The organism is Massilia sp. 9I (genome assembly GCF_902506415.1).
In the GTDB taxonomy this organism is placed as follows: domain Bacteria; phylum Pseudomonadota; class Gammaproteobacteria; order Burkholderiales; family Burkholderiaceae_D; genus Telluria.
In genome coordinates this window covers 1390278-1404980 of the sequence record NZ_LR733275.1, presented here as the reverse complement: position 1 = coordinate 1404980, position 14703 = coordinate 1390278, and the positions used below count along the sequence as shown (strand labels likewise).

Sequence of the window (14703 nt, the reverse complement as noted above, 5' to 3'; positions counted from 1 at the left end):
CATGCAGAACCTGAACCTGAAGCGCATTGCCGGCGCCCTGGCCGTCGCGCTGGCCTGCGCCACCGCGGCATCGGCCGCCGACGACATCGCCGCCTGCCCGGGCGTGGCCGCCTGGTACGCCGCGCACCCGAACGAAACCGACGAGGCCCTGGCCAAGCGCGACGCCGCGCGCACTTTCACCGACCCACAACTGCGGGCCGAGCTGGCCAACCGCGCCGCACGCGACCAGGCGGCGCGCCTGGCGATGGTGAAGGCCGCCCGCAAGGACTGGGGCCCGAAACGCGAGGTCGCGGCCATCGACGAAGAGAACGTCAAGTGGCTGTTCGAACTGGTGCGCACCAAGGGCTTCCCGACCGCCGCCCAGGTGGGTGAGCAGGGCGTGCGCGACGCCTGGCTGCTGGCCCTGCACGCGGACCGCGCACCCAAGTTCCAGCAGCAGCTGGTGCCGGTGCTGGACCAGCGCCGTGTGGACGGCGAGCTGGCGGGCAGCGACATGTCGCGCTTCGTCGACCGCGTCCTGGTCGCCGCCGGCAAGCCCCAGCGCTTCGGCACCCAGGGCGGCGACAACTGGGAAGGCCGCCACTATGGCCTGGCCAGCGCCGAGATCCTGCGCGAAGTCGAAGACAACCGCCGCCAGTTCGACCTGATGCCCCTGGCCGATTACGTCTGCATGACCAAGGAAGAACGCAAGAACCGCTAAATCTAATGAGGGTCAGAGTCGAATTACCGAGCAATTTCCCAAAGTTGCCTGCAATTCGACTCTGACCCCATTTGCCCCCGCTACATTACCTGGCCAATTAATGAGGGTCAGAGTCGAATTATTGGGAAATTCCTCGGAATTGCCTAACAATTCGACTCTGACCCTCATTGTTATTTCTTAGCCGAACTGCACTTGCCCGGCAGGGCGAGTTCGAGCTTGGTCACGTCGGCCTTGCCCTGTTCTTCCGAGATCTGTTCGAGGCCTGCGCCGCCGACGAAAACGCCCATCTTGATGTATTGACGGAGGAAATAGTGCTTACCGGCGTCGGTCGTCAGCTCCAGCGTGTTGGGCGAAAACTCGGACTCGGTGTCAAACTTGTGCTTCTTGCCGCCTTCGACCTCAGTGTAAAAGAACACGTTGTTGGCACTCTCGCCGAGGCAATTCCCATCCACCCATATATCCTTCTTGAGCGCCTGGCCGCCGAAGCTGTTGCGGTAGATGTAGACGCCGGCATTGTTGGCGCTGGGCGGGCGGAATTCCTTGGCCTTGTCCGACTCGGTCTTGGGCGCCATGGCCACGCTCGCGCAGCCGGTCAGGAGGAGTGATGCGCTTAGCATCAAGAGAGAAGCAGTTTTCATGTATGAAATCCCAAATGGTTATTGGATGCGCCGAATCGGGCATATTTTTTGGCCGGTAAATACCCGGCCAGCCATTATGGGCAGTCAAGAACTTTGCTGCAATGCAATTGTTGCATAATTGATATGTTGGGTGCATAAACTGCGGTAGCGCAGCCAATCCCATCTTGTCTGCATAAAAAAACGGAGCGTCGGCTCCAGTTCGGGGCTTGAGGGCTGAGCGTGGGGGTAATTGGGGTCAGAGTCGAATTATTGAGAAATTTCTCAGAATTGCTTAACAATTTGACTCTGACCCCATTTAATTCGCACCTCTTTCTGGTTTGAAAAATCAGGGTCAGAGTCGAATTGCCGGAAATTTTTAAAAGTTTCCCGGTAATTCGACTCTGACCCTAATTGCTTATAGCGGCCGGCTGGTGGGTGTAGAGAGCAAGCTGATCGGCCAGCGCTTTGCGGAAGGCAGGGCGCTCGGTGCAGCGGGTCTTGTAGGCGTGCAGGCGGACGTAGCGCTTGACCAGGTTCATGCTGTCCAGCAGACGCAGCACGCTCACCATCAGGATGTCGGCGACGCTGAAGCTGCCGGCGAGCCAGTCGCGGCCGTCGAGCCAGACGTCCAGGCTATCCAGGCGTTTCAACGCCAGCTCTTCAACCGCGGGACGGCGGGCGCCGGCCCAGGCTTCGTCGGCGTGGAACATGGCCAGCATGGCGAGGTCGGCGAGGTAGGGCTCTACCGAGTTGAGGGCGGCGAACATCCACATCGTGACCTGTTCGCGCTCGGCAGGCGGAAGTAGGGCAGGGTGGCGCTCGCCCAGATGAAGCAGGATCGCGCCGGTCTCGAACAGGACCCGGTCGCCGTCGTGCAGCACGGGTATCTGGCCGAAGGGCTGTTCCTTGCGGTAGCCGGGCAGCGCCGCTTCTTCGAAATCGATCAGGCGCAGGGTATAGGGCAGGCCGGCTTCTTCCAGCGCCCAGCGCACCCGCAGGTCGCGCACGTAGCCGGCGGCGAAGGGCGGCACGCTGCGGAAAGTGGTCAGGGTGATCATCTCGTCTCCTTATCTTGTGTGGACAGGGAGAGCTTACGCAGCCCCATATTATGTTCAAGAACATAATATGGGTTCGCGGATAATGAGCGCTGGAGGAAACGAGATGCCCTATACAAGCGAACACAAGGCCCAGACGCGTGAACGCATCGTCAGCGCGGCCCGCAGGCTGTTCAACCGCCATGGCTTCGAGCAGGTATCGATCGACCGCGTCATGCTGGAAGCAGGCCTGACGCGCGGCGGCTTCTATCACCACTTCGACAGCAAGGACGCGCTGTATGCGGCTGCCGTCGCCAGTTTCACCAGCTGCAATCCCTTCCGACCGGATTTCAGGGACGTCCCGCCGCCGGCGCCGCGCCAGCTCGCGCGCATGCTGCTCGACGTCTACCTCAGCGACGAAGTCTTCGACAACGTCGACCATCACTGCCCGCTGTACGCCTTGCCCGGCGACGTGGCGCGCGCCGGGCTGTCGCCGCAGAAGGCCTACACGCAGCTGATCCGCAACCTGACCGAGGTGTATGCCGCGGCCCTCGCCGGCGAAGCCGACGGCGAGCAGCGCGCCCAGGCCATCGTCGCGCTGTGCGTCGGCGGCATGGTGCTGGCACGCACCACCGATGATGCGGCGCTGAGCCGCTCGCTGCGCAGCGCCGCGCGCCGGCAGGCGCTGGCCTTGCTGGACGCGCCAGACGCCTGATTCTTCCTACGACGCCGGGCGAAAAAAAACCGGGGCAAACCCCGGTTTCTCATCCCTGCAGCAGCGCTGACGTCAAGCGGCCAGCTTCTTCTTCAGCAGCTCGGTCACCTGGGCCGGATTCGCCTTGCCCTTCGAGGCCTTCATGGCCTGGCCGATCAGGGCGTTGATGGCGGCTTCCTTGCCGGCGCGGTACTGTTCGACCGACTTGGCATTCGCGGCCAGCACCTCGTCGACGATCGCTTCCAGCGCGCCCGTGTCGGAGATCTGCTTCAGGCCCTTCTGCTCGATCACGGTGTCGGCCAGGGTAGGGTCAATCGACTTCGCTTCCCACATGGCGGCGAACACTTCCTTGCCGGCCTTGTTCGAGATGGTGCCGTCCGCGATGCGCTTCAGGAGCAGGGCCAGCTGGGCCGCGCTCACCGGCGACTGGTCGAGTTCCACGCCTTCGCGGTTCAGGGTCGAGGAGACGTCGCCCATCATCCAGTTCGCCGCCGCTTTCGCGTTGTCCTTGCCGGCCGCCGCGACCACGGCTTCGTAATAGGTGGCCATCGCTTTCGACGAGGTCAGCACCAGGCTGTCGTACTCCGGCAGGCCGTACTCGCCGGTGAAGCGCGCGCGCAGGGCGCCCGGCAGTTCCGGCATGTCGGCCTTTACGCGCTCGATCCAGTCCTGGCCGATCACCAAAGGCGGCAGGTCCGGGTCCGGGAAGTAGCGGTAGTCCTGCGCGTCTTCCTTGGTGCGCATGGAGCGGGTCTCTTTCTTATCCGGGTCCCAGAGGCGGGTCGCCTGGATCACCTTGCCGCCGTCTTCGATCAGCTCGATCTGGCGCCGCACTTCGTAGTGGATCGCCTCTTCCATGAAGCGGAAGGAGTTCAGGTTCTTGATCTCGCAGCGGGTGCCGAATTCCTTCTGGCCCATCGGGCGCACCGAGACGTTGACGTCGCAGCGGAAGCTACCTTCCTGCATGTTGCCGTCGCAGACGCCCAGCCACACCACCAGCGAGTGCAGGGCCTTGGCATAGGCCACCGCCTCGTTCGCGCTGCGCATTTCCGGCTCGGACACGATCTCGAGCAGCGGCGTGCCGGCGCGGTTCAGGTCGATGCCGCTCATGCCGGCGTAATCTTCGTGCAGCGATTTGCCGGCGTCTTCTTCGAGGTGGGCGCGGGTCAGGTTGACGGTTTTCGTCTCCAGCTTGCCGTCCTTCTCGTAGGCGAAGCTGATGGTGCCGCCCTGGACCACCGGGTCCTCGAACTGGCTGATCTGGTAGCCCTTCGGCAGGTCGGGGTAGAAGTAGTTCTTGCGCGCGAAGACCGAGTGCGGCGCGATCTTGGCGCCCACGGCCAGGCCGAAGCGAATCGCGCGCTCGACGGCGCCGCGGTTCAGGACCGGCAAGACGCCCGGCAGCGCCAGGTCGACCGGGCTGGCCTGGGTGTTCGGCTCGGCGCCGAAGCGGATCGAGCTGCCGCTGAAGATTTTCGAATTGGTCGTGAGCTGCACGTGGTTCTCAAGACCGATGACGACTTCCCATTGCATAGTGTGTTCTCTCTTTGTTCTATCGGTCCGGGATTAGACGCCTTCCGGCGCGCGGGTATGCCAGTCCGTGACTTGCTGGTACTGGTGCGCGATGTTCAGCAGCTTGGCTTCGGCGAAGTAGTTGCCGATGATTTGCAGGCCGACCGGACGCTTGCCGTTCTTCTCGCCCTGGCCGAAACCGACCGGGATCGACATGCCGGGCAGGCCCGCCAGGCTGGTCGACAGCGTGAAGATGTCGGCCAGGTAATTCGCCACCGGGTCGTTGGCTTTCGAACCCAGGTCCCAGGCGACGGTCGGCGCCACCGGGCCCATGATCACGTCGCACTTGTCGGCAAACGCCGCCTGGAAGTCGTCCGCGATCAGGCGGCGGATCTTCTGCGCCTGCACGTAATAGGCGTCGTAGTAGCCGTGGCACAGCACGTAGGTGCCGACCATGATGCGGCGCTGGACCTCGCGCCCGAAGCCTTCGGCGCGGGTTTTGCGGTACATGTCCTGCAGATCCTTGTACTCGCTTGCCCTGTGGCCGTAGCGCACGCCATCGAAGCGCGACAGGTTCGACGAAGCTTCGGCCGGGGCGATGATGTAGTAGGTCGGGATCGACAGCGCGGTCTTCGGCAGCGAGATCTCAACCAGCGAAGCGCCCAGCTTCACGAACTGGTCCAGCGCGGCGCGTACGGCGCTTTCCACGTCGCTGGCCAGGCCTTCGCCGAAGTATTCCTTCGGCACACCGATGCGCAGGCCGTTCAAAGGCTTATTCAGGTCGCGGCTGAAGTCTTCCACCACGTTGCCCTGTTCGGCCGTCAGGCTGGTTGAGTCGCGCTCGTCGAAGCCGATCATTTCGTTCAGCAGCAGGGCGCAGTCCTCGGCGGTCTGGGCGATCGGGCCGCCCTGGTCCAGCGAGGACGCGAAGGCGATCATGCCGAAGCGCGACACGCGGCCGTAGGTCGGCTTGATGCCGGTGACGCCGCAGAAGGCGGCCGGCTGGCGGATCGAGCCGCCGGTGTCGGTGGCGGTGGCAGCCGGCGCCAGGCGTGCGGCGATCGCGGCGGCCGAGCCGCCCGAGGAGCCGCCCGGCACCGCCAGCGGATCCCACGGGTTCTTCACCGGGCCGAAGGCCGAGTTCTCGTTGGCCGAGCCCATGGCGAATTCGTCGAGGTTGACCTTGCCGAGGGTGACCATGCCGGCCTTGGCGAAACGGTCCACGACGGTGGCGTCGAAGGGGCTCTCGTAGTTGGCCAGCATTTTCGAGCCGGCGGTGGTGCGCCAGCCGCGGGTCACAAAAATGTCCTTGTGCGCGATCGGCACACCGGTCAGCGGGCCGGCGCTGCCGGCCGCGATGCGGGCGTCAGCGGCGGACGCCTGGGCCAGAGTGCGTTCGCGGTCCAGGTGCAGGAAAGCGTTATGGCTGCTCGCTTCGATGCGGTCGAGGTAGTGCGTGGCCAGTTCGACGCTCGAGACCTGCTTCGATTGCAGGAGCGCGGACAGCTCTTTGATGGTCTTGTTATGCATGTGCGTTCTTCTGTTTTAAGCGGGGCGGAGCGCCGGTTATTCAATGACTTTCGGGACCAGGTACAGGCCGTCCTGCGCCTTCGGCGCCGGCGCCTGGTAGTCCTCGCGGCGGTTCTCTTCGGTCACCACGTCGTCGCGCAGGCGCAGGGGCAGGGCCATGATGGCGGCCAGCGGTTGTGACAGCGGCGCGACACCGGTCGTGTCCACCGCCTGCATCTGCTCGGCCAGGGCGAAGATACCGTTCAGTTCGGCCAGCGCGGTTTCCGCATGGGCCTCATCCATCTCGAGCTGGGCCAGGTTGGCGATGCGTTTTACGTCTGAAAGTGTCAGGGACATGGCAATGGGCGCGGCGCAGGCCGCGTGCAAAAATGTGGTTGGGCTAATAATGAATGTTGGCAAGAGGTCAGCGAACGGCGCGCTATGGCCGATAAAAGCTTGGTAACACCGTCGATCTCGCCTCGGAATTGGACGGTAAAACCGCCCGTTTTCAGCATTTAATCGACAAATTATAAGGTAGAATGGCGGGCTAATGCGCTGTAGGGCTGAAAGGCCGCCCACCGCAGGAAAGACCGCGATGCTGTATGCATAGGCGGCGAGGACAATCCCGATCAATCTTCACGCGCGTTCAGACGCGCCATCAGGACACACATGTTTGGTTTCTTACGCAGCTACTTCTCGAATGACCTGGCAATCGACCTCGGTACCGCCAACACCCTGATCTACGTGCGCGGCCTGGGCATCGTGCTGGACGAGCCATCGGTCGTCGCGATCCGCCAGGAGGGCGGCCCGAACGGCAAGAAGACGATCCAGGCGGTCGGCAAGGAAGCCAAGCAAATGCTGGGCAAGGTGCCGGGCAACATAGAGGCCATCCGCCCGATGAAGGACGGCGTGATCGCCGACTTCACCGTCACCGAGCAGATGCTCAAGCAGTTCATCCGCATGGTCCACGACTCCAAGTTCTTCCGCCCGTCGCCGCGCATCATCATCTGCGTGCCCTGCGGTTCGACTCAGGTCGAGCGCCGTGCGATCCGCGAATCGGCCCTCGGCGCCGGCGCCTCGCAGGTCTACCTGATCGAAGAGCCGATGGCGGCCGCGATCGGCGCCGGCCTGCCGGTCTCGGACGCGACCGGCTCGATGGTGGTCGACATCGGCGGCGGCACCACCGAAGTCGGCATCATCTCGCTGGGCGGCATGGTCTACAAGGGTTCGGTGCGCGTCGGCGGCGACAAGTTCGACGAAGCGATCGTCAACTACATCCGCCGCAACTACGGCATGCTGATCGGCGAACAGACCGCGGAAGCGATCAAGAAAGCCATCGGTTCGGCCTTCCCGGGTTCGGAAGTCAAGGAAATGGAAGTCAAGGGCCGCAACCTGTCGGAAGGCATCCCGCGCTCGTTCACCATCTCGAGCAACGAGATCCTGGAAGCCCTGACCGACCCGCTGAACCAGATTGTCTCGGCCGTCAAGAACGCGCTCGAGCAGGCCCCGCCGGAACTGGGCGCTGACATCGCCGAGAAGGGCATGATGCTGACCGGCGGCGGCGCGCTGCTGCGCGACCTGGACCGCCTGCTGATGGAAGAAACCGGCCTGCCGGTGCTGGCGGCGGAAGACCCGCTGACCTGCGTGGTGCGCGGCTCGGGCATGGCGCTCGAGCGCATGGACAAGCTGGGTTCGATCTTCTCCTACGAATAAACACACAGACCATGATGGGACGGCGGGCAGGGCGTGCGGGCGATCCGCGCGCATCTGCCCGCGTTGACATTCCGAGCACCGACTAGACAGGACGCCAACAGGGCATGCAATACAGTCCGCCGCCGCTTTTCAAACAGGGTGCCCCGGCACGGGTCAAAGCCATTGTCTTCGCCCTGATTTCCGTCGTGCTGCTGGTCGTCGACGCCCGCTACCACACCCTCGGCGCGGTGCGCCAGGTCGCTGCCACCGTCCTCTATCCCCTGCAGATGGCCGCACTGATGCCGCGCGAAGCGCTCGGCAACATGGGCGGCTACTTCTCCTCGATTTCCACGCTCCAGAAGGAAGTCCGCGACCTCAAGACCCAGCAGCTGGCGCAGGCGCGCGTGCTGCAGCAGGCCCAGCTCCAGATGGCCGAGAACGCGCAGCTGCGGCGCCTGATGGACGCGCGCCAGCACCTGCCGGTCAAGGCGCAGATGACCGAGATCCTGTACGACGCGCGCGATCCGTCGACCCGCCGCATCGTGGTCGACCGCGGCTCGCGCGACGACGTCGTGCTCGGCCTGCCGGTGATCGACCATGCCGGCGTGGTGGGGCAGGTGACGCGCGTATTCCCCTTCACCTCCGAAGTCACGTTGCTGACCGACCGCGACCAGGCGATTCCCGTGCAGGTGCTGCGCAGCGGCCTGCGCAGTATCGCCTACGGCCGCGGCCAGTCGGGCCTGCTCGACCTGCGCTTCGTGGTGGCCAACGCCGACATCCAGGTCGGTGACGTCCTGGTGACCTCGGGCCTGGACGGGATGTACCCGGCCGGCCTGGCGGTGGCCAAGGTGGTGCAGGTCGAGAACGTCGCGGCCGGCGCGTTCGGCCGCGTGGTGTGCCAGCCGCTCGCAGGCATCGACCGCAACCGCCAGCTCCTGATCATCATGTCGCAGGCGAACCTGCCGCCGAAACCGGCGCTGGAGGCCCAGCTCCCGGCCTCGACGGCGCGCCGCAAGCTGCCGGACATGACGCCGGTGCCGCAGCCGCCGCTGGCGCCAATGCCGCTGCCGCCGCAGGGTGTCCCGGCAGGGCAGGGCGCGTCCGCCGCGCCGGCCAACGGCGTCGGCGGTATTCCGGTGCAAAGCGCGGTGCAGAGCCCGGCCGCACAGCCCCCGGCGACCGCACCGGCCACCACGGCCCAGCCGCCGCGTCCGGCCCCGGCGCAGGTCGCTGCGCCGGTCCAGCAACGCCCGGCGGCGCCCGCCACCCAGACCAGCGCTGCCGCGCCTGCGACCGTCCAACAGGGAGGCAGCAATGCCCGGTAACCGTCCACATTACATCCTGCTGCCCGTCAGCCCGCTGTTCATCACCTTCAGCCTGATCTGCGCCTTCATGCTCAACCTGCTGCCGCTCGGCCGCTGGGTCGGCGCGCCCGACTTCGTCGCGCTGGTGCTGGTGTTCTGGGGCATCCACCAGCCGCGCAAGGTCGGCATCGGCGTCGCCTTCGTCATGGGCCTCCTGATGGACGTGCACGACGCCAGCCTGCTGGGCGAGAACGCACTGGCCTACACGCTGCTGTCCTACCTGGCGATCATGATCCACCGCCGCGTGCTGTGGTTCAGCATGCTGACCCAGGCCATGCACGTGTTCCCGCTGCTGCTGCTGGCGCAGGCGGTGCAGGCCTTCGTGCACTTCACCGCGTCGGGCCGCTTCCCGGGCCTGCTGCACTTCGTCGAAAGCGTCGTCGCCGTCGCCCTGTGGCCGGTGATCACCTGGCTGCTGCTGGCGCCGCAGCGCCGCGCTGTCGACCGCGACCACACCCGTCCGATCTGATTTTTCGAAGCACCTGCCGTGACCGAATTCAAGGACAACGACCGCGAGATCCACCAGTTCCGCCTGCGCCTGACGGCGATGGTGGCCCTCGTCTTCATCTGCTTCGGCCTGCTGGTAACCCGCTTCGTCTGGCTGCAGGTGCTACAGCACGACAAGTTCATGCTGCAGGCCGAGGACAACCGCATCGCACTGGTGCCGATCGTGCCCAACCGCGGGCTGATCGTGGACCGCAACGGCGTGGTCCTGGCGCGCAACTACTCGGCCTATACGCTCGAGATCAACCCGTCCAAGCTGCAGGCCAACCTGGAGTCGGTGATCGACGAGCTGGCCAAGCTCGTGACCATCGAGCAGCGCGACCGGCGCCGCTTCAAGCGCCTGCTGGAAGAGTCGCGCAGCTTCGCCAGCGTGCCGATCCGCACCCGCCTGACCGACGACGAGGTGGCGCGCTTCACCGCGCAGCGCTTCCGCTTCCCCGGCGTGGACGTGCAGGCGCGCCTGTTCCGCCAGTACCCGCTGGGCGAGACCGCCTCGCACGTGATCGGCTACATCGGCCGCATCAACCAGAAGGAAGCCGCCCAGCTCGAAGAAGACGACATGGCTGCCAACTACAACGGCACCGAGCATATCGGCAAGGAAGGCCTGGAGAAGAAGTACGAGAGCTACCTGCATGGCACCACCGGCTACGAGCAGGTCGAGCGCACCGCCTACGGGCGCGCGATCCGCACCCTGTCGCGCACCGCGCCGACGCCGGGCAGCAACCTCATCCTGTCGGTCGACATCGAGCTGCAGAAGGTGATCGAGGAAGCCTTCGGCGAGAACCGCGGCGCGCTGGTGGCGATCGAGCCGAGTACCGGCGACGTGCTGGCCTACGTGTCGCGTCCGGGTTTTGACCCCAACCTGTTCGTGGACGGCATCGACAGCCAGAGCTGGAACGAGCTGAATACCTCGCTCGACAAGCCGCTGATGAACCGCCCGCTGTCGGGTACCTACCCGCCGGGATCGACCTTCAAGCCCTTCATGTCCCTGGCCGCGCTGGAGCTGGGCTTCCGCCGTCCGGAGAATGCGATCCGCGATCCCGGCTTCTTCATGCTGGGCGGCCACCGCTTCAACGACGACAAGCCCGGCGGCCACGGCTACGTCGACATGTACCGCTCGATCGCCGAGTCCTGCGACACCTATTACTACCAGCTCGGCAACGAGATGGGCATCGATAACATCTCCAACTTCATGGGCCAGTTCGGCTTCGGCCACCCGACCGGGATCGACCTCGAACACGAGCGCACCGGCGTGCTGCCGTCCAAGGAGTGGAAGGCCAGGCGCTTCGCCAAGAACCGCGCGGCGCAGAAGTGGGTGGGCGGCGACACCATCTCGGTCTCGATCGGCCAGGGCTTCAACAACTACTCGATGATCCAGCTGGCCCACGCGGTCTCGACCCTGGCCAACAACGGCGTCGTGATGAAGCCGCACCTGGTCAAGATCATCGAGGATGGCGCCACCAAGCAGCGCACCCTGACCGTGCCGAAGGAAACCAAGCGCATCCCGCTGAAGCAGGAAAACATCGACTTCATCAAGCGCGCGATGGTGGGCGTGACCCAGGAAAACTACGGCACCGGCCGGCGCGCCTTTGCCGGCGCCGAGTACATCTCGGGCGGCAAGACCGGTACCGCGCAGGTGATCGGCCTGAAGGGCCAGAAGTACAACGCCCACGCGATCGACGAACGCCACCGCGACAACGCGCTCTACGTCGCGTTCGCCCCGGCCGACAACCCGAAGATCGCGCTCGCGCTGATCGTCGAGAACGTCGGCTTCGGCGCTTCGTTCGCGGCGCCGATCGCGCGCAAGGCAATCGACTACTACCTGCTGGGCAAGCGTCCGAAGCCGAAGGATCCAGTCCCGGCCGCACCCGGCGCCCCGGCCGCCGCACCGAAGGCGACGCCGCCGGCCGCCGCGCCTGCGCCGGCGCCGGTGGTGCAGGCCGCCGCTCCGGCCGCCGCCCCAGTCACTCGAAAGGAATAAGCCATGGCGCACATTCCAGAACGCCGCTCGCTGCGGCGCCGCCTGCGTCCCTATTTTGCCGTCTTCGACTGGCCGCTCGGCATCGTGCTGTTCGTCCTGATGATGACCAGTATTATCACGATGAGCTCGGCCGGCGCCGAATTCCCGGACCGCGTCGAACACCAGATCCGTAACTTCCTGCTGGCCTTCGGCATCATGTGGATCGCCGCCAACGTGCCGCCCCAGACCCTGATGCGGCTCGCGGTGCCGATCTACACGATCGGGGTCACGCTCCTGATTGCGGTGGCCCTGTTCGGCATCATCAAGAAGGGCGCGCGGCGCTGGCTGCACGTGGGCGTCGACATCCAGCCGTCCGAGATCCTGAAGATCGCGACACCGCTGATGCTGGCCTGGTACTTCCAGCAGCGCGCCAACGCCGCCAGCTGGAAGAACTTCCTGATCGCCGGAGTGCTCCTCGGCGTGCCTTTCGTGCTGATCGCCAAGCAGCCCGACCTCGGCACCGCGCTGATGGTGGGCGCCTCCGGCTTCTACGTGATCTTCCTGGCCGGCCTGCCGTGGAAGGCGCTGGCGGGCCTGGCCGTGGCCGCTGCCGGCGCGCTGCCGGTGGGCTGGTCGATGATGCACGACTACCAGCGCGAGCGCGTAATGACGCTGATCGACCCGACCACCGACCCGCTCGGCAAGGGCTTCCACATCATCCAGTCCGAGATCGCGATCGGTTCCGGCGGCCTGATGGGCAAGGGTTATGCCAAGGGCACCCAGGGCGCGCTGGAATTCGTGCCCGAGCAGACCACCGACTTCCTGTTCTCAGTGTATTCGGAGGAATTCGGCCTGATCGGCAATTGCTTCCTGCTGTTCGTCTACCTGATGCTGATTGCACGTGGACTCATGATCGCGGCCAATGCGCCAACCACGTTTACGCGCCTGCTGGCCGGCGCGATCACGATGATTTTCTTCACTTATGCTTTCGTCAACATGGGCATGGTGAGTGGCATTCTGCCTGTCGTCGGAGTTCCCTTACCTTTCATGAGCTATGGCGGAACTGCGTTTATTACGCTCGGCCTCGGCGCTGGTATATTGATGAGTATTCAAAGACATCGTAAACTGGTGCAGACGTAACAGAACAAGGACAGCGCATGGCCGTTCCAAGAAAACAACTTGCTGCGGTCATCGCTCTCGCTGCACTACTTACTGGCTGCAGTACCACCGAGACTGGCGAGCACAAAAGCCTGATCCCGCTGCCGTGGAAGCATCCCACGGTCAAGCACGACACGCCCAAGCTGCCGGCCGCCAACTCGGGGCGCGGCGGCTACTACAAGGACGATGGCCCTGGCGCCGACATCCCGCCCGGCCTGATGGACGTGCCGGATGCGGTCGTCAAGGCCGAGCCCTACGCGAAGTGGGCTAACCGTCCATATTCCGTATTTGGCACGACCTATACCCCGATCGTGCATCAGGACCCCTTCGTCCAGCGCGGCGTGGCCAGCTGGTATGGTGTGAAGTTCCACGGCCAGAAAACCTCGTCGGGCGAACTCTACGACATGTACAAGATGACGGCGGCGCATCCGACGCTGCCGATTCCATCGTTTGCGCGTATCACCAGCGTCGAGAGCGGCAAGTCCGTCGTGGTGCGCATCAACGACCGCGGTCCCTTCCACGCCAGCCGCATCGTCGATGTCTCCTACACCGCGGCGCTCAAGCTCGGCCTGCTGGGCAAGGGCAGCCACCAGGTCGAGATCGAACGCCTGTTCCCGAACGACCCGCTCCAGATGGCCTCGGAGCGCCGCATCGTCACTTCGCAGGCCCAATCGGCGCCGCCCGAGATCGCGGCCCTGATGCTGGAAGACCGGGTGCGCACCGACAGCGCCGCGGTGGCGCAGGTGGTGCCCAAGCTGGTCCCGCGCGGGAGCTTCTACGTCCAGCTCGGCGCCTACAGCCGCGCCGGCACGGCGGAAGCCATGAGCCAGAGCCTGGTCGAGGCCGGCGTCGAAGTCGGCAAGCTGGAAGTGGTCAAGGCCGGCTCGGTGAATCGCCTGTTCGGCGGCCCCTTCGAGAACCGCGAGGATGCGCTGGCTGCGGCACGCTCGGTGCCGTCCTCGTTCGGACTGAAGCCGATCGTCGTCAAGCGCTGATCGAGCCTGCTAGGGTTCGACCAGATTCCGCAGCCGCGCCAGCGAGGCGTCCCAATGGCGTGATACGGCGTCGAGATAATCGCGCGCCTCCTGCAAGCGCTTCGCGTCGAGCGCATACAGCACTTCGCGGCCCTGGCGGCTGTGCGTGACCAGCCCCGCCGACTCCAGTACCTGCAAATGCTTGACGATGGCCTGGCGGCTGATCGCTTCGCCGCCCGCCAGGGCCGTGGCCGACATGGCCCCGGCGGCCAGCAGGCGGCCGATCAGCTGCAAGCGCACGCCGTCGCCCAGTGCCGCGAATACCTGCGCCAGTTCGCCCTTACTATTGTTCGACATGGCGCTTGATGTTGTTGGCCTGCGCCGCCCAGCCGCCTTCGTTCATGCGGAAAGCACGCAGGCGCCGGTGTTCCGGTACGCGGCTGAAGCCCGATTCGGCGATCGTCAGCCGGGTGCCCTCGGCGATGGACTCGAGCTTGAATTCGACCAGGGTGGTGGGCTCGCTGGCCGGGTCGCACTCGGCGTCGATGCCGTAGGGGATCCAGCGGAAGCTGAAGCTGTGTGGTGCTTCCATGCGCTCGACGGTGCAGAACACGGTGTTGGGCTGCAGCGTGCGGATGCCGGACGGTGTCACGCCGAGCGCGCGCTGGCGTTCCATGATCGCGGCTTCGTCGAAGTGCATGTTGAACGAACCGGTGACGGTCTGGCCGGGCGTGAAGGGCTGGTCCAGCGCGACGCCGAACCAGGTGCTGAATTCCTTGTAGTCGGTGATTGCCTGCCACACGCGTTCGATGTCGGCACGCAGGTCGATACGCTTTTCGATACGGTCGAACGAATCCATGGTTTCTCCATTAAGTGCAACTGAATGGTTGCATTATAGGTGGATTTCTTCTTTGTGCAACCTATTTGTTGCACATTCACGGAGAGACAAATGATTACTTGATCG

15 protein-coding genes are annotated in these 14703 nt (G+C 64.8%); 8 read left to right on the top strand and 7 right to left on the bottom strand.

Annotated elements, in window-relative coordinates:
- Window position 1: 1 nt before the first annotated feature.
- The gene (locus GV068_RS06415; protein ID WP_159696544.1) at window positions 2–700 is read left to right on the top strand and encodes a DUF6624 domain-containing protein; all 699 of its coding nucleotides are present in this window, start codon (window positions 2–4) and stop codon (window positions 698–700) included.
- 170 nt (window positions 701–870) lie between these two features.
- On the opposite strand, the gene GV068_RS06410 is transcribed toward GV068_RS06415, so the two are convergent.
- On the bottom strand, window positions 871–1338 hold the full coding sequence (locus GV068_RS06410) for a DUF2846 domain-containing protein (RefSeq protein WP_159696543.1): 468 nt from the start codon (window positions 1336–1338) through the stop codon (window positions 871–873).
- A gap of 386 nt (window positions 1339–1724) precedes the next feature.
- Window positions 1725–2375, bottom strand: a complete 651-nt coding sequence (locus GV068_RS06405) for a glutathione S-transferase family protein (RefSeq protein ID WP_159696542.1) — start codon at window positions 2373–2375, stop codon at window positions 1725–1727.
- Between the two features lie 103 nt (window positions 2376–2478).
- Here GV068_RS06405 and GV068_RS06400 point away from each other — a divergent pair, with 103 nt between their 5' ends.
- The gene (locus tag GV068_RS06400; RefSeq protein WP_159696541.1) at window positions 2479–3066 is read left to right on the top strand and encodes a TetR/AcrR family transcriptional regulator; all 588 of its coding nucleotides are present in this window, start codon (window positions 2479–2481) and stop codon (window positions 3064–3066) included.
- A 72-nt stretch (window positions 3067–3138) separates the two neighbouring features.
- Here the strand turns inward: GV068_RS06400 and gatB are convergent, their stop codons facing one another.
- The 3 genes from gatB to gatC are packed head-to-tail and all read right to left on the bottom strand — an operon-like array spanning window position 3139 to window position 6444.
- Window positions 3139–4599 (bottom strand): Asp-tRNA(Asn)/Glu-tRNA(Gln) amidotransferase subunit GatB, encoded by a 1461-nt coding sequence (gene gatB / locus GV068_RS06395; protein ID WP_159696540.1) that lies wholly within the window; start codon window positions 4597–4599, stop codon window positions 3139–3141.
- 33 nt (window positions 4600–4632) lie between these two features.
- A complete protein-coding gene (gene gatA, locus GV068_RS06390; protein WP_159696539.1) occupies window positions 4633–6108 on the bottom strand; it encodes an Asp-tRNA(Asn)/Glu-tRNA(Gln) amidotransferase subunit GatA in 1476 nt (491 codons plus the stop codon).
- Window positions 6109–6144: 36 nt separating this feature from the next.
- Window positions 6145–6444, bottom strand: a complete 300-nt coding sequence (gene gatC / locus GV068_RS06385) for an Asp-tRNA(Asn)/Glu-tRNA(Gln) amidotransferase subunit GatC (protein ID WP_036247667.1) — start codon at window positions 6442–6444, stop codon at window positions 6145–6147.
- Between the two features lie 312 nt (window positions 6445–6756).
- Here gatC and GV068_RS06380 point away from each other — a divergent pair, with 312 nt between their 5' ends.
- The 6 genes from GV068_RS06380 (at window position 6757) to GV068_RS06355 (ending at window position 13760) form a co-directional block, all read left to right on the top strand.
- Window positions 6757–7800, top strand: a complete 1044-nt coding sequence (locus GV068_RS06380; RefSeq protein WP_159696538.1) for a rod shape-determining protein — start codon at window positions 6757–6759, stop codon at window positions 7798–7800.
- A gap of 104 nt (window positions 7801–7904) precedes the next feature.
- Window positions 7905–9104 carry a rod shape-determining protein MreC gene (gene mreC / locus GV068_RS06375; RefSeq protein WP_229463803.1) on the top strand — a complete coding sequence of 400 codons (1200 nt, stop codon included), beginning with the start codon at window positions 7905–7907 and terminating at the stop codon, window positions 9102–9104.
- Window positions 9094–9612: a rod shape-determining protein MreD gene (gene mreD / locus GV068_RS06370; protein ID WP_159696537.1), complete on the top strand. Its 519-nt coding sequence runs from the start codon at window positions 9094–9096 to the stop codon at window positions 9610–9612. Before mreC ends, mreD begins: the two co-directional genes overlap by 11 nt.
- 18 nt (window positions 9613–9630) lie before the next feature.
- Window positions 9631–11628: a penicillin-binding protein 2 gene (gene mrdA, locus GV068_RS06365; protein ID WP_159696536.1), complete on the top strand. Its 1998-nt coding sequence runs from the start codon at window positions 9631–9633 to the stop codon at window positions 11626–11628.
- A 3-nt stretch (window positions 11629–11631) separates the two neighbouring features.
- The gene (gene rodA, locus GV068_RS06360) at window positions 11632–12747 is read left to right on the top strand and encodes a rod shape-determining protein RodA (protein WP_159696535.1); all 1116 of its coding nucleotides are present in this window, start codon (window positions 11632–11634) and stop codon (window positions 12745–12747) included.
- Window positions 12748–12764: 17 nt separating this feature from the next.
- Window positions 12765–13760, top strand: coding sequence for a septal ring lytic transglycosylase RlpA family protein (locus GV068_RS06355; protein WP_159696534.1), 996 nt, complete (start codon window positions 12765–12767; stop codon window positions 13758–13760).
- Window positions 13761–13769: 9 nt separating this feature from the next.
- Here GV068_RS06355 and GV068_RS06350 read toward each other — a convergent pair whose 3' ends face one another.
- Together GV068_RS06350 and GV068_RS06345 are read right to left on the bottom strand one after the other, a co-directional pair.
- Window positions 13770–14096: a helix-turn-helix transcriptional regulator gene (locus tag GV068_RS06350; RefSeq protein ID WP_159696533.1), complete on the bottom strand. Its 327-nt coding sequence runs from the start codon at window positions 14094–14096 to the stop codon at window positions 13770–13772.
- Window positions 14083–14598 (bottom strand): SRPBCC family protein, encoded by a 516-nt coding sequence (locus tag GV068_RS06345; RefSeq protein WP_159696532.1) that lies wholly within the window; start codon window positions 14596–14598, stop codon window positions 14083–14085. The genes GV068_RS06350 and GV068_RS06345 overlap by 14 nt, the downstream gene beginning before the upstream one ends.
- Window positions 14599–14703 lie beyond the last annotated feature (105 nt).